The sequence below is a fragment of the Pseudomonas sp. WS 5146 genome, from assembly GCF_012985495.1.
Classification (GTDB): Bacteria; Pseudomonadota; Gammaproteobacteria; order Pseudomonadales; family Pseudomonadaceae; genus Aquipseudomonas; species Aquipseudomonas edaphica.
Genome location: NZ_JAAQWL010000006.1, coordinates 137879 through 162383, shown reverse-complemented (window position 1 = coordinate 162383; position 24505 = coordinate 137879). Strand labels below are relative to the sequence as shown.

The window sequence follows — 24505 nt, the reverse complement described above, 5'->3', positions numbered from 1 at the left end:
CATGGAATTTAAAGACAAGAACATCGTCATTACCGGCGGTGCAAGCGGCATCGGCCTGGCGGTGGCAAAGCAACTGGCCGAAGCAGGCGCACGGCTGTTCCTGATGAGCAGGAACCAGCAAAAGGCTGACGCCGCTCTGGAGATACTGGGTGCTTCGGCGCAGTTCATCTTTTGCGATGTGGCGTCGCAAACGTCAGTAGCCGAGGCATTCGCGACGGTGGCTGGCGAGGTTGATCGGTTGCACTATGCAATCAACAACGCAGGCATTACCGCCCCCTACGCGCCGATCGCAACAATCCAACCGCAGGACTGGAACAGGGTCATCCACACCAACCTGAATGGCCCCCTTTACTGCCTGCAAAAAGAACTGGCATTGATCAGCCAGTACCCCAATGGAGCGATCGTCAACGTGTCCTCGTGCGCTGGCGTGATGCCCATGGCCAATCAGGCGGCCTATGTCGCCAGCAAGACAGCGCTCAATGCCTTGACGCAGGTCGCCGCCATGGAAAATGCCTGCGACAGCGAATCCCGCTTTGCCGTGCGCGTCAACGCCGTAGCGCCCGGGCCGACACTGGGAGGTATGAACTCTCCGGAACGGCTGGCTGCCCACCCGGAAAACACCCAGCGCAAGCTTGACGTGACGGCCATGAAGCGCTTTGCCCAGCCAGAGGAAATCGCCGATGCGATCGTGTTTTTGCTGAGCAAGAGATCCAGCTACATCACCGGCACGGTGCTCAGCGCCGATGGCGGCTATCACATCGGCAAATTCTAGGGGCAATCATGGCTAGCATATTGATCACCGGTGTAAGCACCGGTATCGGCAACGCTTTGGCGCGCTATCACCTGGCCAGGGGCGACGAAGTGCTCGCGGTGTCACGAAGCCCTGCGGCCAATATCCCGCCACAGGAGCGCTTCCACTTCCTGCGGTGCGATTTGACCGATATCGAGCGCGCGCCGGCAATCTTGCAGGCGTTGCTATCGCGCACCCCTACCCCGGTAGAGACCGTCTACCTGAATGCGGGAAGGTTCGGCAGCGCGCCCCAACTGGCCACGCAGACCTCGATGCAGGAGTTCAATAGCGTCTTGGCGCTCAACCTGGGCGCCGTGAAAATGGTCCTGGACATTATGCTGAGTGCGACGCAGCCCCCCAGTACCGTGGTCTTCTCATCATCGATTTCGGCACTGCGCCAACGTGCAGGGATGCTCTCATATTCGGTATCCAAGGCGGCGTTGAACGCCCTGGCAAAAATCTATCAATTGGAAAACCCACACACCTTCTTTGCCGTTCTGGGGCTCTGCAACGTCCAAACAACGGTGGCACGAACCATCATGGCGGCGGATGAGCGTTTCAGCGACCTTGTCGCGCTGCGACAACGAGCGGCAACTCCCGGCTACATCGTCGACGCCGAGTCCCGCGCTGGGCATATCGCCTACGTCTTGGCCGAGCGCCATCGTAATGGACTGAAATCGGGAGAGTTCCAAGAAATTCGTGACTTGTTGAACCAGCCACTCCAGGAGGAGACTCGCAATGACCCAATCCACACATGAGAAAATCGTACGCGTCGGCGCTGCATACGACGTCCTTGCAATGGCTCCATTCGCCTTGCCGGTGGTGTCCATCTGGGCCTATTCACTGATCCAATGGCTCGATCATCAACTGGGCTTCGACAGCCCCTTCTCGACGCTCGACCCCACGGCCATGTTCCTGCTCAACATCGGTGCGTGGGCATATCTCGTGTGGGGCTTTGTGCGTTGGCGAGCCCCCACACGCGAACACGCCCGTCTCAGCGCCTTGCTACGCGTGATCGTAGTGGTATTGCAGGTAGTGGCCGTCAGCGGTGGCGCTTCGCCGTTCTTGCTGGTGCTGGGTGCCGTTCAACTGGTGCTGGCGGTACTGGAGTTTTCCCACGGATTATTCGAGCGCAACGTCGCCAAACCCACCCAACAAGGGGCCCGCTCTTCCTGATCCTGCCGGGCCCCCATTGTGGGCCCTGTTTCACTTAACCACCGGCGCATGCTCGGCCATCAATTCTATTACCCAGTCGATAAATACCCGCACCTTGGCGCTGACGTGGCGATTCGGCGGGAATGCCAGATACATCGGCATTGGCGCCATGTGCCAGTCCTCAAACAGCGGCAGCAGCTCGCCGCTGACCAGGTGCGGTTTGGCCATGTACTGCGGTAGCCAAAGCATGCCCAGGCCAGCCAGGCCGGCGGCGAGGTACGCATTACCGTCGTCGACCGTCAGTTGCGGGCGACCCTGGGCCTCAATGCGTTCCTCACCCCGCTGCATCGCGTAGGGCAAGGATTTGCCGATACGAAACCAGAGGAAGCCAACGGTACTGTGCCTGCCCTCCTCCATCTCACGAGGGTGCGCCGGCATACCGAAGCGCTGCAGATAGCCGGGCGCGGCATACATGCCGATGTTCAGATCGCCCACATGCCTTGCCACCAGGGACTGATCGGTGATCTCGCCGCCGCGCAACACGCAGTCGACGTTTTCGCCAATGATATCGACGATGCGATCGCTCGCGCCCACGGTCAGCTGGATTTCCGGGTAGCGTGCAAAGAACCCCGGCAAGGCGGGTATCAGCAGCATTCGCGCCAGCGGGCTGGGCACATCCACCCGCAGCCGCCCGCGCGGTGTCATCGACGCGCTGGACAGGCTGGTCTCGGCGTCGTCCATATCGACCAGTAGCGGGATGACGCGCTCGTAGTAGGCCGCGCCGTCGGCGGTGACGTTGACCTTGCGTGTGGTGCGGTTGAGCAAACGCACACGCAGCCTCGCTTCCAGTTGCTGAACGAGCTGCGTCACGGTGGTCTTGCTCATGTGCAGGGTGGCTGCCGCCTTGGTGAAGCTGCCGGTTTCCACCACTCGGGCAAAGGCCTGCATTGCATCGAAACGGTCCATTTCACGCCTCACTCGGATCTGGATAGTTTGGATTCTACAAACAGTCATGACCAGCGTTGCGCGTTTATTCAGGTCGCTCGTCTTTTTACACTGGCTCCATCGTAAACAGCGGGCCGCGATGGCCCCCGAAGGAGGTATGCAATGACCCGCAAACGTGATGTCGTTTTCCCGCCTGACCGCCATGCACTGTACGAGCTCCACCGCTACTCACCGGCGATTCGCGCCAACGGTTTTCTGTTCGTATCCGGTCAGGTCGGCAGCCGCAAGGATGGCTCGGCCGAGCCAGACCTCGCGGCACAGGTTCGCCTGGCCTTCGCCAACCTCAACGCGATCCTGGCCGAGGCCGGCAGTAGTTTCGAGGATGTGGTGGACACGACCATCTTCATGGTCGACCCCGACTCAACATTCGAAACAATCTGGGAAGTAGCGGCCGAGTACTGGGGCGAAGCGCCCTACCCGACGGCGACCGCTATCGGCGTGACCTGGTTGTCCGGCTTCGACTTCGAGATCAAGGTGATTGCCAAACTATCCCCATAAACTCAGCTCAGGCCTTCTCCGACCGACAAAGGGAACCCTCTTGTTTTTTCTGAAGTGACCCTCCGCTCCCGGTCGGTTTATGCCTGATGTCATCGCCTGCTTCTGGCCAGGCTGTGTGAAAACACATGTTTATAACGATTCGGCCATGGGGGTATTTGTCTAGGTTTTGAGGCACCATATCGTCTCTAGGAAGCCAACAGCTCGACGCAGCTCGCAAACCAAATCAGGAAGAATGCTCCATCAGTAGATAGGGGTGTTCGTCACCGGGGATTGAGTTCCATACCTTCGACCTTTACCAGGGCATAGTGAAACAGCTGGTTGAACCAGGTTCGGCATTTTTCAGCCATGATGAAGGCTTTGCGTTGTTCGATGGTATTGAGAATGGCCAGCAGGTCATGGCGGGTGATGCTTTTGATAGGACGTTCAGCGAGGGTCGGCAAAATGTCTTTTTTGAAGACCCTGAGGATTTGCGAGAGGGTGGTTTGGCGACCTGAGGGGATCCAGCAACAATACGAATTCGAGTCTGTCGGTTAGACAGTACTTAAAACGATACTTAAACGTACCGGATTGCCCTGGATTCCAGTAGTTTTCCGCAGAAACGAAAAAAGACGCCTAAGCGTCTATTTCGTGGATCCCAGCGTCCAGTGGACATCTGTGGATCAAATTTTGGAGCGGGAAACGAGACTCGAACTCGCGACCCCGACCTTGGCAAGGTCGTGCTCTACCAACTGAGCTATTCCCGCGTCTTGGTGGTGTGCATTCTATAGAATCCAGAACCCCCGTCAACCCCTTGATTCAAAAAAGTTTTATTTCTTTTCAACGGTGGTACGCAGATGCGGCCAGGCGGCGCGCAAATACTGAAGCATGGACCACAGGGTCAGGCCGGCGGCGATGAGCAGCAAGGCGTAACCGATAAGAACCCAAATCGAGAAGTCCGATGGGTTGGCCAGCAAAATCACCAGCGCAAGCATTTGCGCGGCGGTTTTCCATTTGCCCATGTTGGAGACGGCCACGTGGGCGCGGGCGCCGATTTCGGCCATCCACTCGCGCAGGGCCGAGACAACGATCTCGCGGCCGATGATCACGGCGGCCGGCAGGGTCAGCCACAGGTTGCCATGTTCCTGCACCAGCAGGACCAGGGCGACGGCGACCATGAGTTTGTCGGCCACAGGGTCAAGGAACGCGCCGAATGGCGTGCTCTGCTCCAGGCGGCGCGCCAGGTAGCCGTCGAGCCAGTCGGTTGCGGCAGCGAAGGCAAACACCGAACTGGAGGCGGCGTAGCTCCATTCGTAGGGCAAATAGAACAACAAAATGAAAATCGGGATAAGCAGGACGCGTAGAACGGTGATCAGATTAGGGATATTCATCGGCACAACTGGCTACGAGGTGAGAAGGCATTCTATTCGCTGTGCAGACTTGCATAAATCAATTCTGCGAGCTTTTTACTGATACCGGGGGCTTTGGCTATTTCGTCAATGCTGGCACGGGATAGCTCCTGCAAGCCACCAAAATGTTTAAGCAAGTCGCGACGGCGCGTCGGGCCAACGCCCGCCACCCCTTCCAGGGTTGAGGTTCGCCGGGTTTTGCCACGGCGGGCGCGGTGGCCGGTAATGGCAAAACGGTGGGCTTCGTCACGAATCTGTTGGATCAGGTGCAATGCGGGTGAGTCGCCCTTCAAAGTGAACTCATGGGCGGCATCATTCAAGTACAACGTCTCGAAACCGGCCTTGCGCGTGGCGCCCTTGGCTACGCCGAGCAGGATCAGGTCGGGCACGGCCAGTTCGTTGAGCACGTCACGGGCCATGGACAACTGGCCCTTGCCGCCGTCTACCAGCAGGATATCGGGGAGCTTGCCCTCGCCGTCCTTGAGCTTACTGAAGCGCCGCGTGAGCGCCTGATGCATGGCGGCGTAGTCATCGCCGGCGGTGACGCCTTCGATGTTGTAGCGCCGGTAATCGGACTTGATCGGCCCTTCCGGCCCGAATACCACGCAGGAAGCCACGGTGGCTTCGCCGCTGGAGTGGCTGATGTCGTAGCACTCCAGGCGCTGGGGCGGCTCGTCGAGGTTGAGGACCTCGGCCAGGGCATCGAAACGTGCGGCAACGTGCTGACGATTGGCCAGACGCGCGCCCAGGGCCTGTTCGGCGTTGGTCACCGCCAGTTGCTGCCAGCGCGCGCGGGTACCGCGTACACGGTGGCTGATGTCCAGCTCGCGCCCGCGCAGCTCGTGGATCGCCTCGATCAGCGTGGGGAAGTCCTCATGCACCACGTTGACGATCAGTTCGGACGGCAAGTCGCGCTCGGGGCTACTGACGTAGTACTGGCCAAGGAAGGCGGCCATGACTTCGGCCACTTCCTCGTCGATACCAGTCTGCGGGAAGAAGTTCTTGCTGCCCAACACTCGCCCGCCACGCACGCTGATCAGGTGCACACAGGCGCCGCCCGGGTTGACGAATGCAGCGATCACATCGACGTCGCCGTTGCCACCCTCCATGCTTTGCTGGTCCTGCACGCGGCGCAACAGCGAAATCTGGTCGCGCAACTCAGCGGCCCGTTCGAAATCCAGGGTGCTGGCGGCCTGCTCCATGGCGCCGGAGAGTTCATCGGTGAGGGCATTACTGCGTCCTTCGAGGAACATCACCGAATGGCGCACGTCTTCGGCGTATTCAGCAGGTTCAACCAAGCCGACACAGGGTGCCTTGCAACGTTTGATCTGGTATTGCAGGCACGGCCGCGTGCGGTTTTTGTAGAAGCTGTCTTCGCACTGGCGCACAAAAAAGGTCTTTTGCAGCAGGCTCAGGCTTTCGCGGATCGCACCGGCGCTCGGGTACGGGCCGAAATACTTGCCTTTGGCCTTCTTTGCGCCTCGGTGAATGCTCAGGCGCGGGAAGTTGCCGTCGGACAAATACACATAGGGGTAGGATTTGTCGTCACGCAGCAGGATGTTGTAGGGCGGCCGCCACTCCTTGATCAGCGTCTGCTCCAGCAGCAGCGCCTCGGTTTCATTGGCGGTGATGGTGGTTTCAACCTGGGCGATACGCGCCACCAGCGCGGCGGTTTTCGGCGCCAGCCCGGCCTTGCGAAAGTAGCTCGCCAGGCGGTTCTTCAGGTTCTTGGCTTTGCCCACGTAAAGCAGGCGTGCCTCGCTGTCGAACATGCGGTACACGCCAGGGCGGCCACTGCAGGTTGAGAGAAAGGCACTTGGATCAAACGGTGTGGTCATGTCAGGCGCTGGCGTCCACCATGCCGTGGCGTACCGCGAGCAGGGTCAACTCAACATCACTGCTGATGGCGAGCTTCTCGAAAATACGATAGCGGTAGGTGTTGACGGTTTTGGGCGACAGGCACAGCTTGTCGGAGATCGTCTGTACTTTCTGGCAGCCGACGATCATCAAGGCGATCTGGATTTCCCGCTCCGACAGCGCATCAAACGGCGAGTCGCTGGTAGGCTGGAACGATTTGATCGCCAACTGCTGGGCAATCTGCGGGCTGATATAGCGCTGGCCGGCAAATACCAGGCGTATGGCTTGCACCATCTCGGCCAGGCCTGCGCCCTTGGTCAGGTAACCGGCTGCCCCAGCTTGCAGAAGCCGTGTAGGAAACGGATCTTCCTCGCACACAGTGACCACCACGACCTTGATGTCCGGATGGCTGCGCAACAATTTGGTGGTGGCACCAAGACCGCCAATCCCAGGCATCTTGACGTCCATCAAAACCACATCGGGTTTCAACTCCCGAGCCTTGATCAGGGATTCCTCCCCCGATTCAGCCTGGCCGACTACTTGCAGGCCATCGATGTCAGCCAGCATTCGTGTAATGCCCGTACGAACGAGATCATGGTCATCGACTACTAGCACCCTAATCAAGCAGACACCTCGCGATATGGTCTTATAGGTTGCTGAACACCTTAGCAAAAAACCAAGGCGCAGACCTAGCTGCTAGCGTCATATATATAGAGTTTCAACGCGATGCGGCGGCCCGTCGGATGACAAGCAGCGCTATTTCCTGGGTAAAAGGTCAGGAATCCTGGGGTTGCGGTTTGCTTTTCCCATTCGACGCAGCCGAATGTTCGGCCAGGGTAGACGTCAGGCGGCGGATTGCATCCTGGTCTTCCTTGAACATGGCGCGGTAATCACCGAGGACCTTTTCTTCTATCTGGCTGAGGTTTTCCAATTGAATCGGGGTGGCGTTGCCGGTTAACACATACAGGATGTCCACACCTTTTTCGGCTACCCGTGACAGGTAGTCGGCTTTAGGCGCCCGGCCCCCATTTTCATATTTACCCTGGGCATTGGCCTCAACCCCTCCAATTTCACCAAATGCTTTTTGCGACAAGCCAAGTCGCTCTCTTTCTTGCCGCAAACGCGAACCGATTCCACTCATTTGGATGTATGATCCTATCTGGCACACCCCAAGAGGTGACACATTCATCTCGTATTACACAAACTTGAACGGTTTTGAACTATGCCCGGAATCCGTACCGCTGCACAAGCCAAGGCCTGGCTGGAATATCAAGGAAAGTCAGTTCAAGCGTTCGCACGTGAACATGGCGTTGATCCGGCCACCACGTATCAAGTGCTTGCTGGGCGTAAAAAGGGACGGCGTGGGGAAGCCCATAAAGTAGCGGTGCTGCTGGGCATGAAAGAAGGGATTATCGTGGATGAACGCGTCGCTCAACACCTTAATCCAAGCAGTGTGTCCTGAGCGCAGTATGCGCTTATTCCTACAGCGTGCCTGATTTAGTCCACGACAGCCGCCCGACACTCGCGCTCCATGCGCCAAAAGCAGTCCTCCTCCCCGACAATACTCAACCCTTGGCGCTGATACAGGCGTCTCGCCGGGTTGGTCTTGAACACCGTCAAGCGTAAAAGGCCCAAGCCCTGCGCACACGTCTTTAGCACCATCTGCTGTAACACCCAACTGCCAGCGCCCTGTTTGCGGCAGCGCTCGAGCAGGTGTAATTCGCGAATATAGAGTGCCTGGCTGTCACGATTCACGCTGATAAACCCCATCACGGTTTCATTCTGGCAAATCAGCCAGTTTTCACGCGAAGCCCAGGCGACGTCAAAGCCATGGTCAGACCACAACAAATCGTACTGCAGGTAATAGCGGTTCATGGCTTCATGGGTCAGCGTTCGTGCGAATGGCAGGTCGCGGTCCGTCGCCGCGCGCAGGTGAAAAGCCATTTCAGAAGGCTACCACTTGGCCAGTCCATTGCTCACCGTTGCGGCGAGCAATCACCAAGGCCTCGCCAATGCCCGGTACGTCGGCAAGCAGGGTTCCATCAGCGCTCCAGATAGCGCTGCGCCCCGCACAGGTATAACCGCCGGACGGGCCACCATGGTTGGCCATCAGTACCAGCATGCGATGCTCTGCGGCATACCCCTGAAGCAGCGCGCTGTCGGTCGCGTACCCGCCTTCGCTGATCAGCACACCGGCGGCGTACACCGTAGCGCCAGCCTCTGCTGCCAGACGCGGATGGCTGGCGTGGGAAAAGTCCGCACAGACCGCCAGCGCAATCCGGTCATCCGCCCATTCGAGTGCTGCACCGCCCTGCCCTGCGACAAACGCCACCTCTTCGCCCGGGTGCAAATGCTGCTTGGTGTAGACCGCCAGCGAGCCATCTGCGCCCAATACCAGGGCGCCAATAAACACACCGGTCCCGGGTGCCAAGCGAATCGGCATGCCCACCACTGCGGTCATTCGCAGCTCTTGCGCCATCTCACGTAGCGGCGCCAGCAGCACGTCCTCGGGCGTAATTGCCAGTTGGGCGGCCAAAGCGGGTTCATAGCCGGTCAACGACAATTCCGGAAACACCAACAATTGCACGCCCTGCTCCGCCGCCGCCTGCATGAACCTCAGGTGCCCCTGGATGTTGCCCGGCACGTCGCCGGCGATGGAAGTGGTTTGAGCTGCGGCGAGGGTCAAGGCAGTCATGGTCGCGTCCTGGCAATCATTATTAACGTGTTACCAGCATATCGGCACTTACCCCATAGCCGTAAGTAGGTCATGCGATAGAAATTACTGATTGAATCAACCCGCGTGCCTCTAGTAAGCTCCCCCCATCATTTGGAGACACACCATGTTGCAACTCACCCATACTCAGGTTTGCCCTGCTGCCAGCGCCCAGCGCTCGGTGTCGGCTACCCGTGTGAGCGGTTTGAGCGCACTGGTCAGCTTTTATTTTGGGTATTGGTTTAGCCACTGGCGCGCCTGATACCTGAAATCGGCGCCCACTACTCAAGGGGTCGCCTACCAGAGAAATCTAACCCCCGGTCGGCTCCCCGACCGGGGGTTTTGTTTTTTCAAGGCCCCAATAATTTTGCTTCACACCGAACACTAAAAGGACTCACGACATGAACTACGCCACTTATTACCGTTACGACACTTCGACTGCATGGCGATTTAGCAAGCTCCGTTCGGGACAGCCTGCCGCCTCCGATCGGTCACCTATTGGTGGCAAGCCAACACACGTAGCCAATACGGCCAATTGTCGAACACCCCAGTAGGGCAGAGCGTGCGGGAACAGCCCGCCGCTTGCCCAGGAAGCCTTGAATATGAACTCTGCCACTGCCGCCTTGCCTGTTGCCAACCTGTCCAGCGCCAATGAAGCCCTGACCCAGCGCCTGCCCAGTTCCCTTGAACTCAAGCACCAGTTGCCCCTCAGCCCGTTTCTCAACGAACAGATCCACGCCCATCGCCAAGCCGTGCGCGCCATCCTCAATGGCGAAGACTCGCGTTTGCTGGTGATTGTCGGCCCGTGTTCGATCCACGACCCCGAGTCGGCCATGGAATACGCGCGCAACCTCAAGAAGCTCGCGCTGGAAGTCAGCGACCAGATGCTGCTGGTGATCCGTGCCTACGTCGAAAAACCGCGCACCACCATCGGCTGGAAAGGCCTGGCCTACGACCCGCACCTGGATGGCAGCGACGACATGGCCGCAGGCTTGACCCTGTCGCGCGAACTGATGCGCGAGATGCTGCGCCTGGGTTTGCCGGTCGCCACCGAGCTGCTGCAACCCATGGCCGCCGGCTACTTCGATGACCTGCTCAGTTGGGTCGCCATCGGCGCACGCACCACCGAATCGCAGATCCACCGCGAAATGGCCAGCGGCCTGGGCATGCCGGTCGGCTTCAAGAATGGCACCGACGGCGGCGTCGCGATTGCCTGTGATGCGATGCGCTCGGCCTCCCACCCGCATCGTCACTTCGGCGTGGACAGCCAAGGCCATCCGGCGATCATCCAGACACCGGGCAACCCCGACACGCACCTGGTATTGCGCGGCGGTCACCGTGGGCCGAACTACGATGCGCAAAGCGTGGCGCAGGTGAAACACGACCTGGCCAAGTCCAAGGTCGCGGCGCGCATCATGGTCGATTGCAGCCACGCCAACAGCGGCAAAGACCCGCTGCGTCAACCGGCGGTGTTCAACGACGTGCTCCAGCAGCGCCTGCAGGGTGACACGTCGCTGATCGGCATGATGCTCGAAAGCCACCTGTTCGAAGGCTGCCAACCGTTGAGCGCGTCGATGAAGTACGGGGTGTCGGTGACCGATGGTTGCCTGGGTTGGAGCGGCACCGAGCAATTGCTGCGCAGTGCGGCTGAGCGCCTCCGCCAGCAACACACAGCCAACTGATCCATGCAGATCAAAATGTGGGAGCTGGCTTGCCTGCGATGCAGACACCCCGGTGTGTCAGGTACACCGAGTTGATGCTATCGCAGGCAAGCCAGCTCCCACATTTGAATATCGTTGCGTTCAGGACAGTGGATACAACGCCTCATCAAACTGCGCCAGCTTCGGAAATACCAAGGGCTGCTCATCCGCAAGCCCTTGCAGCCGCTGTTCATACCCCAGCAGAAAATCCTGCCGCGCCTCGGCACTGATATACGGCACATGCCAGGCCACAAATGGAGCCAGCACGTCATACCCGACATACGCCAGGGTGCCGCGCAGAATCGGCCGCAGCATCTCCTCCAACGGCCCGTGGATCGTGCCCTCACCAAACATATGCTCACGCCCGCCCAGGGTCACGGCGACCAGCGCGCGCTTACCTGCAAGCCCGCCCTGATCGTAAAAACGCTTGCCGCCGTAACACACGCCGGACACCAGCACCCGGTCGATCCAGCCCTTGAGCATGGCCGGTGCCGAGAACCAGAAGATCGGGAAGTTGAGGATCAGCAGGTCGGCCCACAGCAGCTTGTCCAGTTCGCCCTGGATGTCCGCCGCGATCGACTGATTTTTTACGCCCAGGCGCTGCTCCAGGGCATACACCAGATAATCCGGATTCTCCCGCGTGGCAAAGTCAGCGGCAGACGCCACAGGGTTCCATTGCATGGCATACAAGTCACTCACCTGCACTTCATGGCCCTGGCCTTGTAACGTAGCCAGCGCCTGGTCGCGCAACGCCGCGGTAAACGACTGAGGCTCAGGGTGAGCGTGAACAATCAACACCTTCATGTGCATTCCTCAAACAGTGGGCGCCGCCCGTTGGGCCAGCAAATGGTCGAGCCAGTCCGGGTCCATTTCCGGCTCCGATGAAAACAACAGGCCGGTGTAAGCCTGGTACGGCGGAGTAAAAATCGCATTGCGGCTGCCTTGGTCCACTACCCTGCCCCGCTGCATCACCAGCACCTCGTCGGCAATCGCCCGCACGGTGGCCACGTCGTGGGTGATAAACAGGTAGGCCACGCCCAGTTGTTGCTGCAGGCGGTTGAGCAGTTTCAGCACGCCCTCGGCCACTAGTTGATCAAGGGCCGAGGTGACTTCATCGCAGATGATCAGTTGCGGGTCGGCCGCCAGCGCGCGGGCGATACAGATACGTTGTTTTTGCCCGCCCGATAATTCACGGGGCTGGCGCTCCATGAACACCGCCGGGTCCAGTTCAATCATCTCCAGCAACTCGGCGACCCGCGCGCGCATCGCCTTGCCTTTGAGGCCCAGGTAAAACGTGAGTGGCCGGCCGATGATGTCGACGATGCGCTGACGCGGGTTCAGCGCCGTGTCGGGGATCTGGTAGATCATCTGGATGCGCCGCAATTGCTCCTTGCTGCGCCGCCGAAAATCCACCGGCAGCGCCTCGCCGTCATACAGCACCTGCCCTGCCGTGGCCGGCAGCAGCCCGGTAATCAAGCGCGCGGTGGAGCTTTTGCCACTGCCGGACTCGCCGATCACCGCCAGGGTCTGGCCGCGATACAGCTGCATCGACACCCCATGCAGTACCGGCTGCTGCCCATAGCTGGCGCAGGCCTGACGCACTTCCAGCAACGGCACCTGCGCCACCGGGCATGCCTTGGGCTCGGTGCGAAAGCTGCGCACTGCCCACAACGATTTGGTGTAGTCCTGCTGCGGCTGGCTGAGCATGCTGCGAGTGTCGGCCTCCTCCACCAACTTGCCGTGGCGCAGCACCATGATGCGGTCGGCCATCTGCGCGACCACGGCGAGATCGTGGCTGATGTACAAGGCGGCGCTGCCGAAGGTTTTCACCGCGTCACGGATCGCCGCCAGCACTTCGATCTGGGTGGTGACGTCGAGGGCGGTGGTGGGTTCGTCGAAGATAATCAGGTCCGGATGGCAGGCCATGGCCATGGCCGTCATCACCCGCTGCAACTGCCCGCCCGAGACTTGATGCGGGTAGCGTTGGCCAATGGTCTCGGGGTTGGGCAAACGCAGTACGCGGTACAGCTCCACCGCCTCGCGCTCGGCCTGGGCGCGGCTGATGCCGCCGTTGATCACTGCCGTTTCCACATGCTGGTCGATCAGACGATGCGCCGGGTTGAAGGACGCCGCCGCGCTCTGCGCCACATACGCGATTCGCAAGCCGCGCAGCTTGCGCAAGGCTTCGGGCTTGGCCTGCAGCAACTCAATGCCATCAAAACACACCGAGCCGCCGATGATGCGGCAACCGTCGCGCGCATAGCCCATCGCTGCCAGCCCGAGGGTGGATTTACCCGCCCCGGACTCACCGATCAGCCCCAACACTTCACCGCGCTGCAAGGTCAGGTCAATGCCCTTGATCAACGGGTGCCAGGCATCCTCGTAATGCCCTTCGACCTGCAGGTTGCGGATTTCCAGCAATGGCCTGTCCATCCTCAACCCTCCTTCAGGCCGCTGGATTTGTGCAGCATCCAGTCGACGACAAAATTCACACTGACGGTGATCAACGCCACCGCCAACGCGGGCAACAATGGGCTGATATCGCCGAAGGTAATCAACACCGCGTTGTCGCGCACCATGCTGCCCCAGTCGGCGGTGGGCGGTTGGATGCCCAGGCCGAGGAACGACAGCGCGCTGATAAACAGGAACACAAAGCAAAAACGCAGGCCGAACTCGGCGATCAGCGGCGCCGCGGCGTTGGGCAGCACTTCGCGGGTGACCAGCCACCACAAGCCTTCACCGCGCAGGCGCGCGGCTTCGACAAAATCCTGCACCACCACCGTCATCGCCACCGCGCGGGCCAAGCGAAACACCCGCGTCGAATCCAGCAGCGCAATCACCAGCACCAGCGAGGTGGCGTTGGTGCCGACCACGCTGAGAATCAACAAGGCAAAAATCAGCTGCGGGATCGCCATGAGGATATCCACCACCCGCGACAACCCCTGGTCGACCCAACCGCCCTTGATCGCCGCGACCAAACCGCTCAAACCACCGAGCAGAAACGCCAGCGTCGTCGTCAGGAAGGCAATGCCCAAGGTATTGCGCGCGCCGTACATCAGGCGGCTGAACATGTCGCGCCCCAGGTTATCGGTGCCCAGCAAAAACTGGCCGCTCCACGGCGCGAAGCCTTCACCCACCACCTGGGTTTCGCCATAGGGCGCCAGCAGCGGCGCCGACAGCGCCAGCGCGACGTATAACAGAATAATCAGCAGGCCGAACTTGGCGCTCAACGGCGCCCGGGCCACTTGGCTCAACAGGCTCATGGCTTACCCCTTGGGATGCATCAGGCGTGGGTTGCTGGCGATGGACAGCACATCCGCCCCGGTATTGAGCAGGATGTAAGTGGCGGCAAAAATCAGGCTGCACGCCTGCACCACCGGGATGTCACGCTTGGACACCGAGTCCACCAGCAACTGGCCGAGCCCTGGATAGACAAACACCACCTCGACCACCACCACACCCACCACCAGGTACGCCAGGTTCAGCGCCACCACGTTGACGATCGGCGCCAGTGCATTGGGCAACGCGTGCTTCCAGATAATCCGCGATTGGCTGATGCCCTTGAGCCGGGCCATCTCGATAAACGGGCTGGCCAACAGGTTGATCAAGGAGGCGCGGGTCATGCGCATCATCTGCGCGATCACCACCAGACTCAGGGTGGCAACCGGCAGCACCGAGCGCTCCAGGAGCGTGCCGAACGTGGCATCCGGCGCCAGGTTGGACAGGCTGGGAAACCAGCCCAGCTTCACCGAGAACACCAGGATCAGCAGGTACGCGACAAAGAACTCCGGGAACGACACTGCGCTCAACGCCGTGGTGTTGAGCAGGCGATCGAACCAGCTGTTGCGGTACAGCGCCGCAAGCATGCCCAGTACCAGCGCGGTAGGCACCGACACCAATGCCGCCAGGGCGGCCAGGCTCAAGGTGTTACCCAGCCGCGCACCGATCAACTCGGCGATGGGCCGCTGGTTGGCCAGCGACGCACCCAGATCACCCTGTAACAGCCGCAACAGCCAGTGCGCAAAGCGCGTCAGCGGCGGCAGATCCAGGCCCAACTGCGCGCGGAAAGCGGCGATGGTTTCCGGCGTGGCCGACTGGCCGAGCATGGCCTGGGCAATATCGCCAGGCAGCAGGCCGACGGCGAGGAAGATGATCACCGAGACGGCGAACAGCGACAATACGCCGAGGGCCAATCTCTGGAGGACCAGTTTCAACAGACTATTCATGTGTGTGTTGACTCCTAAGCCACCACAAATCCAGTGTGGGAGCTGGCTTGCCTGCGATAGCGGTACATCAGCGATAGATTTTTAGCCTGACACACCGCCATCGCAGGCAAACCAGCTCCCACATTGAATCTTCATTGTTTGGAGGGTTTCTATGCCTGCCACCACCGCTCAATCAACCGCAACCCATCCAGTTCGCCGTAGGGCGCCGTCAGCGGCCCATGACTCACGCGGTTCGAACGCGCTGCCACGGAGCTGGCGAACAGCGGCACAATCGCGCCGCCGTCGTCGCGGCACAGGGCCTGCATTTCGTTGTACATCTCCTGGCGCAGCGGCGCGTTCATCTCGCCACGGGCGGCGGTGAGCAGTTGGTTGAAGCGTGGGTTGTCCCAGTGGGTTTCGTTCCAGGCTGCACCTTTGGCATAGCCGATACTGAACATGCGGTCGGCGGTCAGGCTGCTGTACCAGAACGAGGTGGTGAATGGCTGCTTCATCCACACATTGGAGAAGAACCCGTCAGCGGGTTCGCGCACCACGTCAATGTCGATACCGGCCTGGCGCGCCTGCTCCTTGAACAGCACCGAGGCGTCCACCGCGCCGGTGTAGGCGGCGTCGGAGGCTTGCAGCCGTACCTTGAGCGACTCCACACCGGCTTTGCGCAGGTAAAAGCGTGACTTGTCCGGGTCGTAAGTGCGTTGCTCCAGCGCCGCGTTGATAAAGCGGCTGCCGGGCTGGATCGGGTGGTCGTTGCCAACCAGGCCATAGCCATGCAGCACTGAGGCCAGCAAGGTTTCGCGGTTGATCGCGTGCTTCATCGCCAGGCGGATGTCGTTGTTCTTGAACTCGTTGCTGTCGCACAGCATCGGGAAGGTGTAGTGCTGGGCGCCCTTGGTTTCCTCGATCACAAGATTTGGATTGCGCTTGAGCAAGGCCACGGTTTTCAGGTCGACCTTGTTGATCACATCCACTTGCCCGGTCACCAGTGCATTGACCCGCGCCGCGCCGTCGGCGATGGCCAGCAGTTCTGCGCTGGCGAAGTGCGCGCGGCCGGGCTTCCAGTAATCGGGGTTGCGTTCCAGGTCCATGCGCACGCCGGGGTCAAAGCTTTTCAGGCGGTAACCGCTGGTCCCCACGCCGGCCTGCCAATCGGCGCCGCCGTCCTTGGCGGGCATGATCACCAGGTGGTAATCGGCAACTACATAAGCAAAGTCGGCATTGCCGGAATGCAGCTCGAACACCACCGTATCATTGCCCTTGGCGCTGACACTGGCGACGTCACCCAGTACGGTTTTGGCCGCCGACGTGGAGTCTTTGCTCAGGTGGTGATTGATCGACGCAACCACATCGTCGGCGCTGAGGCTTTTGCCGTTGTGGAAGGTCACGCCCTGACGCAAGTGAAAGGTCCACACCCGCGCATCCGGGGTGAACTCAAAACGCTCGGCCAATTCGGGGATCGCGCTGCCGTCGACGGCAATTTCAGTCAGCGTGTTGTACACCGCCGAGAAGCCGACGAACGTGAAGGTGTCGACCCAGGAGCCGGGGTCGCGCGAATCGGTGGTGCTGCCGCCGGCCAGGCCCAGGCGCAGCACGCCGCCGGCTTTGGGTGTCGCCTCTTCGGCAAACGCGTGCAACGGCAGGCCCATGGAAAACGCTGCCGCCACCGCACCCGCCACGGCGCTGTGTTTGAGAAAGTCCCTTCGGTGCATCGCTTGAGTCATTTTGTTGTTGTTTTCGCTCATGGTCTTGCTCCTCTAAAGGTCAACAGGCACAGGCATGTTTGAGCTCGATCAAGGTCACGCCATTGCGTTTGAAACCGTTGCGCAAGTCCGTCTGCAACTCATCCAGGTTTTTGGGTTGGTTCACGGTGCAGCCGAACGCCTGGGCGAACAGCGCAAAGTCCGGGTTGCGTGGCAGCACGCCGATGGGCTCGATGTCCAGGCTGAGCATGTCGTCGCGGATCTGGCCGAGGGCGTCGTTGTTCCATAGCAGCACCACCAACGGGCTGTGCAGTTCCTCGACCGCGGTCGCCAGTTCCTGGGCGGTGTAGAGGAAGCCACCATCGCCCACCAACACCAGGCCCGGACGCAGCGGCGCGCCGAACTTGGCGCCAATGCCGGCAGGCAAGCCATAGCCCAAGGTGCCGTAGCCGGTAGGGTGCAGCCAACTGCGCGGGGCGCGGCTGCGGTAGGCGTAGTTGCCGGTGTAGGCCAACTGGGTCATGTCGCTGCTGATAAATGCGTTGGCGGGCAGCTCGGCCTCGATACGCTCAAGAATGCCTTGGTGAATGGTCTGCAAAGGGCCGTGCCCCCGCTCGACCGCCTCAAGCAATGTCGCGACCTGTTGCCTTGCCGCATCGGCGTTACGCGGTGCAGGCGGCAGACGTTCGAGCAAGGCCAGCAAGGTCTGTTGGGCATCGCCTTTGAGCGCCAGGGCGCAAGGGTAGAAATCGTTGAACTTGCGCGGGTCGATATCGATGCGCAGCAGTTCGCCGGTGATGAGCAAGCGCTCGCGCCAGTAATCGGTGTCGGCCATTTCCGTGCCGACGGCCAGCACCACATCCGCCTGGCTGATCAGTTGCCAGCCGGGTTCCACGCACAGGGTGGCACCGGCATTCAGCGGGTCATTGACCGGCAGTAAACCCTTGCCGGCCACACTGCTGAAAAACGGCGCCGCCAACAACGTGCTCAAGCGCTGCAACGCATCACCCGCCGCCAGCGCGCCGCCACCGGCAATGATCATGGGTTGCTTGGCCGCCGCGAGCTTGGCTACGGCAAGCTCCAGCGCCTCGGCCGATGGCAGGCCGCGTCCCGGGCGCCGCACGACTTCATGGCTCCAGTCGCGTTTGATCGGCGCTGCCAGCACATCCAGCGGCACCGAAATATGCACCGGCCGTGGCCGCTCGCTGTCGAACACCGCATAGGCGCGGGCGATCAATTCGGGCAAATCCTCGGCACTCAAGGCCACCGCCGAAAACGCGGTGATCGGCGCGGTGATGGCGCGCTGGTCCTGGGTTTCGTGCAGGCTGCCCCAGCCTTTGCCGAGGCTGGCGGTGTGGTTGACGCTGGAGATCACCAACATCGGAATCGAGTCGGCGTAGGCCTGGCCGATGGCGGTGGCGGCGTTGGTCACGCCAGGCCCGGTGATCACAAAGCACACGCCCGGTTTGCCGCTGACCCGCGCATAGCCGTCGGCCATAAAACCGGCGCCCTGCTCGTGGCGTGTCAGCACGTGGCGAATGCCGCTGCCGGGCAAGCCTCGATACAGTTCCAGGGTGTGCACGCCGGGAATGCCGAACACGGTGTCGACGCCATAATTAGCCAGCAACCGCACCAGGGCCTGGCCGCCGGTCAGGGTCTTATCTTGCATGTTCATCTCCTAGGCGAATCAACGCATCCACCGCCAGCGTGCCGTGGGCATTGACCAACAATGGGTTCACATCCAGTTCCAGCAACCGCCCGGCGTTGGCGCAGGCGTAGTCGGCCACCGCGCGAATGGCCGCCACCAACGCATCCATATCCGCCACTTCACGCCCGCGAAAACCTTGCAGCAAGGCCGCGCTGCGCAGGCTGAGCACGGCGTTGCGAATCGCCTCATCGGTGGTCGGCAGCAGCAGGCTGCGGCTGTCTTTGAGCAACTCCACGAGGATCCCGCCAGCGCCAATCACCAGGGCCAGGCCAAAGTCATTTTCACGTTTGATGCCCACGATCAACTCGGCCAAGGGCTTTGTAGCCATGCTTTCCAACAGCAATTGATCAAAGACAATGCCCGGCGCATAAGCGCCGATTTGCTCGCGCATCTGCTCCAGCGCGGCGGTCAGTGCGACACCGTCTTTCAGGTTGAGCGCCACTGCACCGGCTTCGGTTTTGTGCGGCAGGTCGGTGCTGACGGCCTTGAGCACCAACGGATAGCCCAAGAGTTTGGCGTCTGCGATGGCGCGCCCTGGCGTGCTCAGCACCGCCGCTGGCGTGCTCAAGCCAAAGGCGCGCAAGGCTTGTTTGGACGCCCATTCATCCAGCGCCAGGCCTTGGCCCGCAAGAGGCTGAGGGCACAGCGGTGCAAGGATCGACTCGCCGCGTTCCAACAACACACGGCGATGGTTTTGATAGTCGGCAATCCGCCCCCAGGCAGCGAGTGCATCTTCCACCCCCTGCAGCGCGGCAATGCCGTGGGCATGCAGGCGTTCGCGGGCATGGGCCGGCAGTAATTCGGGAAAGGCCGAGGTGACGAATCCGGTTTTGCCATGACGACTGAGCGCGGCGCAAAACAGCGCCAACAACAGGTCGCATTCCTTGCGCTCGCCAGTGAATTCGGCCGGGTAATCCAGCACCAGCATCGCCGCATCGGCATCGGTGCGCAGGGCCGTTTCGAGCATGCGTTCGAGCGCCTCGCGGTCGCCCCAGATGGCGGTGGTGAAGTCCAATGGGTTGACCAGGTTGGCATAGCTGGGCAGCACCTGCGCCAGTTCGGCGCGCTGGCCTGCGTCGAGCTTCGGCAAGGCCAGTTGGTTGCGCTCGGCGTAGTCGGCAATCAGCCCCGCGTCGCCACCGGAACAGGCCAGTGCGATCAGGCAATTGCCGCCAGGTAGATTGCCGCAGGCCGCCGCTTTCAAGGTTTCGACAAAACTCACCGGCCCACTCACGCGGATCACGCCAAGGCGCGCAAACAGGCTGTCGTACAGCGCATCGGAACCAGACAGCGAACTGGTGTGACTCAGGGCCAACTCGGCGCCGATCTGCGACACGCCGGTTTTCAGCGCGATAATCGGGATGCCTTTTTCCAGCGCCTTGTGCGCCGCGCGGGCAAACCCCGGCACATTCTTCAAGCCTTCCAGGTGCAGGCCGATGGCGGTCACGCGCGGCTCATCGAGCAGCACGTCCATCAACTCGGCAACCCCCAACTGCGCCTGGTTGCCCACCGACGCCATATAAGCAATGGGCAGCGAGCGGTCGCTCATCGACAGGTTGTAGGCGAAGTTGCCGCTCTGGGTGAGCACCGCCACGCCCTTCTCTACCGCCTTGCCGCCGTGGGCCACCGGCCACAGCGCGGCGCTGTGCAAATAGTCCAACAAGCCGTAGCAGTTGGGGCCGAGCAAGGCCATGTCGCCCGCCGCTGAAATAAGCTGGTGTTGCAAGGCCGCACCAATGGCACCGGTCTCGGCAAACCCGGAGGCATAGCAAATGGCGCCGCCAGTGCCGAGGGCGGCGAGTTCGGCTACACAAGCCAAGGTCAGCTCCCGGTTAGTCGCGATAAACACCGCATCCGGGCCGTAAGGCAAATCGGCAACCCGACGTACACACGGGATGCCGTCGAGGCAGTCATGCTGCGGGTTGACCAGCCACATCGGCCCGGTAAAACCGCCGTCGGCGCAGCGCTTGAGGGCGCGGGCCATGCTGCGCCCGCCGACAAAAGCCAGGTGCCGGGGCGCCAGCAGGCGCTTGAGGTTGTCGCGAATAGCCTGGGACATAAGCGTTCTCCGCGCCGATCAGCGCAACAACGGCCGCAACAGTTCACGGGCAATAATGTGCCGCTGGATTTCCGACGTGCCTTCCCAGATCCGTTCGATCCGCGCGTTACGCCAGATGCGCTCCACCGGCCCTTCATCCATCAAGCCCATGCCGCCAAAGATCTGCACGGCTTCATCGGCTACCCTGCCCAGGGTTTCACTGGCAAACAGCTTGGCCATGCCGGCCTCACCGTCAGTCATGCTGCCCTGGTCCATCTTCCAGGCGGTTTGCAGGGTCAGAAGCTCGGCGGCGCGAATCTGCGTGGCCATGTCGGCCAGCTTGAAACTCACGCCCTGGTAGGTGCCGATGGGCTGGCCGAACTGCTTGCGGTCCGCCGCCCATTGCAGCGACACCTCCAGCGCACGCTCGGCCTGGCCGACGCAGTTGGCAGCGACCATCACCCGGCCGGCGGTGAGCCAGGCGTTGGCCACGTCCCAACCCTTGCCGACTTCGCCCAGCACTTTGGAGGCAGGCACACGGCAGTCGTCGAAGAACATTTCATAGGTGTGATAACCGCGGTTGCTCACACACTTGGGGCCACGGCGGATGGTCATGCCGGGCGTGCCGCGATCGACCAGGAATGACGTCACCGCATTGCGCTGGCGGCCGTTGTGTTCGTACGTGTCGGTGACGGCAAACACGATGGCAAAATCGGCATGGCCGGCGTGGCTGATGAAGTGCTTGCTGCCGTTGATCACGAAGTCATCGCCGCTGCGCACGGCGCGGGTCTTGATCGCATTGGCGTCGGAGCCGGCGCCGGGTTCGGTCAGCGCGAAACAGTCAACTTTCTTGCCTTGCACGCACGGCAACAGGTAGTCCTCGACCTGCGCGCCAGTGCAAGCCATGAGAATCTTGGACGGGCGCGCGACAAACACATGCAGCGCCCACGAGACTTTGGACAGCTCGCGTTCGATCAACGCCTGGGACAGGTAATCCAGGCCACCACCGCCCACCTCTTCGGGCATGTTGAAGGCATAAAAACCGGCAGCGACAGCCTTGTCGCGAATCTGCGCGGCCAGCTCGGGCGAAACCGCGTCGGCACGGTCCACCGCGTCCTCATGGGGCAGCAATTCCCTGGCAACAAAGCTGCGTACCGCGTCCACCAACATGTCTTGTTCTTGGCTGAGTTGGAAATTCATGGCGCTACCTGTGTGTGCTTCCTGTGTGGGCTTAGTGACCGGAGAAAACCGGCAGGCGTTTTTCCATCGAGGCACGCAGCGCTTCAGCGCCGTCGTCGCTGCGCCCGCACAGCAGCCCGGCGGCCAGTTCGGCCTCAAGCTGTTCAGGCAGGCTGCGCCCGGCGCCTTCGCGGATCAGGGTTTTGGTCTGGGCGAAAGCGAAGGTCGGCCCGTTGGCCAGGCGCGTGGCCAGCTCGCTTGCGTGGGCATGCAGCTGCTCATCGGCGACCACTTCGCCCACCAGCCCGGCGGCCAGTGCACGCTCGGCGCTCCACAGCTCATCGAGGAACAGCAGGCGCTTGGCCTGCTCGCTGCCGATCAAGCGCGGCAAGTGCCAACTGGCGCCAGCGTCCGGCGAATACGCCATGCTGGTGTAGCCGGCCTTGAACCGCGCCGACTGGGCGGCGATGCGCAGGTCGCAGCACAGGGTCAGGTCCATGCCCGCGCCGACGGCGGTGCCGTTGATCGCAGCAATCGTAGGTTTGTCGAGGGTATGCAGACGGGTCATCAGGGCGTGAGCGGTTTCGGTCCAGCCGTAGGTTTCCAGGGCGCCACGGGACTCGGCGTCGGCCCACTCAGCCAGGTCGGCACCGGCGCAGAAACTACGGCCGCTGCCGGTGAGCACCACCACCCGCACGCTGGGGTCGGTGTTGAACGCGTCGAGCACCGCATGCAGGTAGTTGAGGGTCGGGATGTCGAGTGCATTGCGCTGCGGGCCACGGTTGAGCGTGATCCAGGCAACGCCAGCTTGCACCTGAGTGAGCACGGGCGAATCGGTAGTCATGGCTTCCTCGAATTATTTTAATTGGCGTGAGGGGTGCGACATGGCGAGATACTAAACGAGTGTTCAGCAAGGAGGCAATCGGCAAACTGCAAATATTTTCAGGGCGAAAAAAAACGCCCGAATAGAGCGTTCAGGCGCTGCAGGGAAGGTTCAGGCTTTGAGCTGGTAGCGCGCGCGACCGCCGCCTTGCAGGCCGTCCACCCAGGCTTCGCAGATCTGGATGCCCTGCTGCGGCGTGAACGTGCCGGGGTTGAGCCCCGACTCCAGCCACAAGCCATCGAGCAACGCGCTCAAGCCGATGGCGGCCAAATCAGCGTCGAATTGCTCCCAGCCTTCCTCTTTGGCCATGTCCGCCAACGCCGAACGCATGATGGTGCGGTACTCGCCATAGGAATGCTCGTGGGCCTGGTTGATCGCCGGCGCGGTCTTGACCGCGCCCCAGAACACCAGCCAGGCGTCCAGCAGCTGTGGGTCGAGCAGTTCAGCTGAAAAGGAGCCACGGAACAGCGCCGATAAACGCTCACGCGGCTGCGGCGGCGCCTTGGCCATGGTCTCGCGCAACAGGCTCATGACTTGGGCGGTGATGGTGCGATAGGCCTCGGCCACCAACTCATCCTTGCCCGAATAGTGATGGCTGATCAGCCCTACCGACACCCCGGCCTCAGCGCTGATCTTGCGGATCGAAGCGCCCTGGAAGCCATCGCGCTTGAGGCACGTCAGCGTCGCCTGAACCAGGTTGGCCTTGCGCAATTGCGGCTCCATGCGGGAGAAACGCGATTCCTGAGTCATGGGGCGGTGTCCTTCGGTTGAGTCGGCTGCACGACTCTACCTCAGTCGCGGTAACCGGGCGACACCCGATCCAGCATCCGCAGCAACGCCGCCCATGCCAGCTGCATGGCATTCACATCGGTCAGCTCGCCCTCCTCCAGCGATCGGTTGGGATTATTGAATTGCTGCTCGGTGTAAGCGCAAACCTCAGCCGGCGGCAGGATCAGCTTGCCGCAGGCCTGCGCGGCGATCTGGATATCGCAGGCCTTGTCCAGGTAATACATGCGCAGAAACGCCTCACCAACCGTCGCGCCCACCGTCAACAAACCATGGTTGCGCAGCATCAGCACCGGCTTGTCGCCAAGGTCCTGCACCAGCCGGCGTTGCTCGTGCATGTCCAGGGCGACGCCTTCATAGTCGTGGTAGGCAACCTTGCCGTAGAACTCCATCGAGATCTGATTGACCGGCAACAAACCGCACTCCAGCGCCGCCACCGCACAGCCGGCACGGGTGTGGGTATGCAGCACGCACTGGGCGTCTTCGCGAGCGCCATGAATGGCGCTGTGAATGACAAAACCAGCCGGGTTGACGGCATAAGCAGAAGGTTCGACCGCCTGCCCGTCCAGGCCGATCTTGACCAGGTTGGAGGCGGTGATTTCATCGAACATCAGCCCATAAGGATTGATCAGAAAGTGATGTTCCGGCCCGGGAATACGCACCGAAATATGCGTGAAGATCAGGTCGCTCATGCGGTAGTGCGCGATCAATCGATAGCAGGCCGCGAGCTCTTCGCGCAGTTGCTGCTCGGTGGAGTGAGTCATTTTTATTCTCCAGGCACGGGGTTGGTAAAGGCGACGCTAAGCCAGCCGTCAGTAAAAAAACAAGTTGATTTTTTACTGGCGCTCGCCTCTTACTAGAAAAATAACAATAACAGCGCCTGGAGTA

The 24505-nt window shown here is 61.2% G+C and carries 24 protein-coding genes, 1 tRNA gene and 1 pseudogene; 6 read left to right on the top strand and 20 right to left on the bottom strand.

Going from position 1 to position 24505, the window contains the following annotated elements; all coding sequences use genetic code 11:
• The first annotated feature begins 1 nt into the window (after window position 1).
• From HBO41_RS17430 to HBO41_RS17420, 3 genes are read left to right on the top strand one after another with little or no spacing between them, the layout of a single operon-like run.
• The gene (locus HBO41_RS17430; protein WP_017139028.1) at window positions 2-772 is read left to right on the top strand and encodes an SDR family NAD(P)-dependent oxidoreductase; all 771 of its coding nucleotides are present in this window, start codon (window positions 2-4) and stop codon (window positions 770-772) included.
• Between the two features lie 8 nt (window positions 773-780).
• Complete coding sequence (locus HBO41_RS17425) at window positions 781-1548, top strand: SDR family oxidoreductase (RefSeq protein ID WP_099547690.1); 768 nt, start codon at window positions 781-783, stop codon at window positions 1546-1548.
• Window positions 1529-1966 (top strand): hypothetical protein, encoded by a 438-nt coding sequence (locus HBO41_RS17420; protein ID WP_017139026.1) that lies wholly within the window; start codon window positions 1529-1531, stop codon window positions 1964-1966. The genes HBO41_RS17425 and HBO41_RS17420 overlap by 20 nt, the downstream gene beginning before the upstream one ends.
• A gap of 30 nt (window positions 1967-1996) precedes the next feature.
• Here the strand turns inward: HBO41_RS17420 and HBO41_RS17415 are convergent, their stop codons facing one another.
• The gene (locus HBO41_RS17415; RefSeq protein ID WP_169987113.1) at window positions 1997-2911 is read right to left on the bottom strand and encodes a LysR family transcriptional regulator; all 915 of its coding nucleotides are present in this window, start codon (window positions 2909-2911) and stop codon (window positions 1997-1999) included.
• Between the two features lie 141 nt (window positions 2912-3052).
• On the opposite strand from HBO41_RS17415, the gene HBO41_RS17410 reads away from it, so the two are divergent.
• Window positions 3053-3448, top strand: coding sequence for a RidA family protein (locus tag HBO41_RS17410; protein WP_169987111.1), 396 nt, complete (start codon window positions 3053-3055; stop codon window positions 3446-3448).
• Window positions 3449-3714: 266 nt separating this feature from the next.
• On the opposite strand, the pseudogene HBO41_RS29530 reads toward HBO41_RS17410, so the two are convergent.
• From HBO41_RS29530 to HBO41_RS17380, 6 genes and pseudogenes are all read right to left on the bottom strand, one after another.
• Window positions 3715-3948 (bottom strand): annotated as a pseudogene (locus HBO41_RS29530) (phage integrase central domain-containing protein); the annotation flags it as partial.
• A gap of 167 nt (window positions 3949-4115) precedes the next feature.
• Window positions 4116-4191, bottom strand: a tRNA-Gly gene (locus tag HBO41_RS17400).
• A 63-nt stretch (window positions 4192-4254) separates the two neighbouring features.
• The gene (pgsA, locus tag HBO41_RS17395; RefSeq protein ID WP_099547687.1) at window positions 4255-4815 is read right to left on the bottom strand and encodes a CDP-diacylglycerol--glycerol-3-phosphate 3-phosphatidyltransferase; all 561 of its coding nucleotides are present in this window, start codon (window positions 4813-4815) and stop codon (window positions 4255-4257) included.
• Window positions 4816-4847: 32 nt separating this feature from the next.
• Window positions 4848-6671, bottom strand: a complete 1824-nt coding sequence (gene uvrC / locus HBO41_RS17390) for an excinuclease ABC subunit UvrC (protein WP_017139022.1) — start codon at window positions 6669-6671, stop codon at window positions 4848-4850.
• A 1-nt stretch (window position 6672) separates the two neighbouring features.
• Window positions 6673-7314: a UvrY/SirA/GacA family response regulator transcription factor gene (uvrY, locus tag HBO41_RS17385; protein WP_003190387.1), complete on the bottom strand. Its 642-nt coding sequence runs from the start codon at window positions 7312-7314 to the stop codon at window positions 6673-6675.
• A gap of 151 nt (window positions 7315-7465) precedes the next feature.
• Window positions 7466-7831: a helix-turn-helix domain-containing protein gene (locus tag HBO41_RS17380; RefSeq protein WP_099547685.1), complete on the bottom strand. Its 366-nt coding sequence runs from the start codon at window positions 7829-7831 to the stop codon at window positions 7466-7468.
• 81 nt (window positions 7832-7912) lie between these two features.
• On the opposite strand from HBO41_RS17380, the gene HBO41_RS17375 reads away from it, so the two are divergent.
• Window positions 7913-8152 carry a DNA-binding protein gene (locus tag HBO41_RS17375; protein ID WP_017139021.1) on the top strand — a complete coding sequence of 80 codons (240 nt, stop codon included), beginning with the start codon at window positions 7913-7915 and terminating at the stop codon, window positions 8150-8152.
• A 35-nt stretch (window positions 8153-8187) separates the two neighbouring features.
• On the opposite strand, the gene HBO41_RS17370 is transcribed toward HBO41_RS17375, so the two are convergent.
• Window positions 8188-8634: an N-acetyltransferase gene (locus tag HBO41_RS17370; RefSeq protein ID WP_099547684.1), complete on the bottom strand. Its 447-nt coding sequence runs from the start codon at window positions 8632-8634 to the stop codon at window positions 8188-8190.
• A gap of 1 nt (window position 8635) precedes the next feature.
• Entirely contained in the window at window positions 8636-9385 is a 750-nt protein-coding gene (locus HBO41_RS17365; RefSeq protein ID WP_017139019.1) for a carbon-nitrogen hydrolase family protein, read from the bottom strand.
• A gap of 620 nt (window positions 9386-10005) precedes the next feature.
• On the opposite strand from HBO41_RS17365, the gene HBO41_RS17360 reads away from it, so the two are divergent.
• Window positions 10006-11085 carry a 3-deoxy-7-phosphoheptulonate synthase gene (locus HBO41_RS17360; RefSeq protein ID WP_056858042.1) on the top strand — a complete coding sequence of 360 codons (1080 nt, stop codon included), beginning with the start codon at window positions 10006-10008 and terminating at the stop codon, window positions 11083-11085.
• Between the two features lie 120 nt (window positions 11086-11205).
• Here the strand turns inward: HBO41_RS17360 and HBO41_RS17355 are convergent, their stop codons facing one another.
• The 11 genes from HBO41_RS17355 to HBO41_RS17305 form a co-directional block, all read right to left on the bottom strand.
• On the bottom strand, window positions 11206-11907 hold the full coding sequence (locus HBO41_RS17355) for an NAD(P)H-dependent oxidoreductase (RefSeq protein WP_017139016.1): 702 nt from the start codon (window positions 11905-11907) through the stop codon (window positions 11206-11208).
• A gap of 9 nt (window positions 11908-11916) precedes the next feature.
• Window positions 11917-13536, bottom strand: coding sequence for an ABC transporter ATP-binding protein (locus tag HBO41_RS17350; protein WP_017139015.1), 1620 nt, complete (start codon window positions 13534-13536; stop codon window positions 11917-11919).
• Window positions 13537-13538: 2 nt separating this feature from the next.
• The gene (locus HBO41_RS17345) at window positions 13539-14366 is read right to left on the bottom strand and encodes an ABC transporter permease (protein WP_169987109.1); all 828 of its coding nucleotides are present in this window, start codon (window positions 14364-14366) and stop codon (window positions 13539-13541) included.
• A gap of 3 nt (window positions 14367-14369) precedes the next feature.
• Window positions 14370-15329 carry an ABC transporter permease gene (locus HBO41_RS17340; RefSeq protein ID WP_169987107.1) on the bottom strand — a complete coding sequence of 320 codons (960 nt, stop codon included), beginning with the start codon at window positions 15327-15329 and terminating at the stop codon, window positions 14370-14372.
• A 149-nt stretch (window positions 15330-15478) separates the two neighbouring features.
• Window positions 15479-17065 (bottom strand): ABC transporter substrate-binding protein, encoded by a 1587-nt coding sequence (locus HBO41_RS17335; protein ID WP_169987105.1) that lies wholly within the window; start codon window positions 17063-17065, stop codon window positions 15479-15481.
• Window positions 17066-17084: 19 nt separating this feature from the next.
• Window positions 17085-18692: a 5-guanidino-2-oxopentanoate decarboxylase gene (locus tag HBO41_RS17330; protein ID WP_169987103.1), complete on the bottom strand. Its 1608-nt coding sequence runs from the start codon at window positions 18690-18692 to the stop codon at window positions 17085-17087.
• Window positions 18682-20790 carry an acetate--CoA ligase family protein gene (locus tag HBO41_RS17325; protein ID WP_169987101.1) on the bottom strand — a complete coding sequence of 703 codons (2109 nt, stop codon included), beginning with the start codon at window positions 20788-20790 and terminating at the stop codon, window positions 18682-18684. Before HBO41_RS17325 ends, HBO41_RS17330 begins: the two co-directional genes overlap by 11 nt.
• Window positions 20791-20808: 18 nt before the next feature.
• On the bottom strand, window positions 20809-21969 hold the full coding sequence (locus tag HBO41_RS17320; RefSeq protein ID WP_169987098.1) for an acyl-CoA dehydrogenase family protein: 1161 nt from the start codon (window positions 21967-21969) through the stop codon (window positions 20809-20811).
• Between the two features lie 31 nt (window positions 21970-22000).
• The gene (locus HBO41_RS17315; protein WP_169987095.1) at window positions 22001-22792 is read right to left on the bottom strand and encodes an enoyl-CoA hydratase/isomerase family protein; all 792 of its coding nucleotides are present in this window, start codon (window positions 22790-22792) and stop codon (window positions 22001-22003) included.
• A gap of 150 nt (window positions 22793-22942) precedes the next feature.
• Window positions 22943-23581 (bottom strand): TetR family transcriptional regulator C-terminal domain-containing protein, encoded by a 639-nt coding sequence (locus HBO41_RS17310; protein WP_069787296.1) that lies wholly within the window; start codon window positions 23579-23581, stop codon window positions 22943-22945.
• 41 nt (window positions 23582-23622) lie between these two features.
• Window positions 23623-24381: a class II aldolase/adducin family protein gene (locus HBO41_RS17305; RefSeq protein WP_169987093.1), complete on the bottom strand. Its 759-nt coding sequence runs from the start codon at window positions 24379-24381 to the stop codon at window positions 23623-23625.
• Window positions 24382-24505 lie beyond the last annotated feature (124 nt).

Bases quoted from the DNA above. Each gene is read 5' to 3' on its own strand.
- HBO41_RS17430 (WP_017139028.1), top strand. From the start codon at position 2: ATGGAATTTAAAGACAAGAACATCGTCATTACCGGCGGTGCAAGCGGC.
- HBO41_RS17425 (WP_099547690.1), top strand. From the start codon at position 781: ATGGCTAGCATATTGATCACCGGTGTAAGCACCGGTATCGGCAACGCT.
- HBO41_RS17420 (WP_017139026.1), top strand. From the start codon at position 1,529: ATGACCCAATCCACACATGAGAAAATCGTACGCGTCGGCGCTGCATAC.
- HBO41_RS17415 (WP_169987113.1), bottom strand. From the start codon at position 2,911: ATGGACCGTTTCGATGCAATGCAGGCCTTTGCCCGAGTGGTGGAAACC.
- HBO41_RS17410 (WP_169987111.1), top strand. From the start codon at position 3,053: ATGACCCGCAAACGTGATGTCGTTTTCCCGCCTGACCGCCATGCACTG.
- pgsA (WP_099547687.1), bottom strand. From the start codon at position 4,815: ATGAATATCCCTAATCTGATCACCGTTCTACGCGTCCTGCTTATCCCG.
- uvrC (WP_017139022.1), bottom strand. From the start codon at position 6,671: ATGACCACACCGTTTGATCCAAGTGCCTTTCTCTCAACCTGCAGTGGC.
- HBO41_RS17380 (WP_099547685.1), bottom strand. From the start codon at position 7,831: ATGAGTGGAATCGGTTCGCGTTTGCGGCAAGAAAGAGAGCGACTTGGC.
- HBO41_RS17375 (WP_017139021.1), top strand. From the start codon at position 7,913: ATGCCCGGAATCCGTACCGCTGCACAAGCCAAGGCCTGGCTGGAATAT.
- HBO41_RS17370 (WP_099547684.1), bottom strand. From the start codon at position 8,634: ATGGCTTTTCACCTGCGCGCGGCGACGGACCGCGACCTGCCATTCGCA.
- HBO41_RS17365 (WP_017139019.1), bottom strand. From the start codon at position 9,385: ATGACTGCCTTGACCCTCGCCGCAGCTCAAACCACTTCCATCGCCGGC.
- HBO41_RS17360 (WP_056858042.1), top strand. From the start codon at position 10,006: ATGAACTCTGCCACTGCCGCCTTGCCTGTTGCCAACCTGTCCAGCGCC.
- HBO41_RS17355 (WP_017139016.1), bottom strand. From the start codon at position 11,907: ATGAAGGTGTTGATTGTTCACGCTCACCCTGAGCCTCAGTCGTTTACC.
- HBO41_RS17350 (WP_017139015.1), bottom strand. From the start codon at position 13,536: ATGGACAGGCCATTGCTGGAAATCCGCAACCTGCAGGTCGAAGGGCAT.
- HBO41_RS17345 (WP_169987109.1), bottom strand. From the start codon at position 14,366: ATGAGCCTGTTGAGCCAAGTGGCCCGGGCGCCGTTGAGCGCCAAGTTC.
- HBO41_RS17340 (WP_169987107.1), bottom strand. From the start codon at position 15,329: ATGAATAGTCTGTTGAAACTGGTCCTCCAGAGATTGGCCCTCGGCGTA.
- HBO41_RS17335 (WP_169987105.1), bottom strand. From the start codon at position 17,065: ATGAGCGAAAACAACAACAAAATGACTCAAGCGATGCACCGAAGGGAC.
- HBO41_RS17330 (WP_169987103.1), bottom strand. From the start codon at position 18,692: ATGCAAGATAAGACCCTGACCGGCGGCCAGGCCCTGGTGCGGTTGCTG.
- HBO41_RS17325 (WP_169987101.1), bottom strand. From the start codon at position 20,790: ATGTCCCAGGCTATTCGCGACAACCTCAAGCGCCTGCTGGCGCCCCGG.
- HBO41_RS17320 (WP_169987098.1), bottom strand. From the start codon at position 21,969: ATGAATTTCCAACTCAGCCAAGAACAAGACATGTTGGTGGACGCGGTA.
- HBO41_RS17315 (WP_169987095.1), bottom strand. From the start codon at position 22,792: ATGACTACCGATTCGCCCGTGCTCACTCAGGTGCAAGCTGGCGTTGCC.
- HBO41_RS17310 (WP_069787296.1), bottom strand. From the start codon at position 23,581: ATGACTCAGGAATCGCGTTTCTCCCGCATGGAGCCGCAATTGCGCAAG.
- HBO41_RS17305 (WP_169987093.1), bottom strand. From the start codon at position 24,381: ATGACTCACTCCACCGAGCAGCAACTGCGCGAAGAGCTCGCGGCCTGC.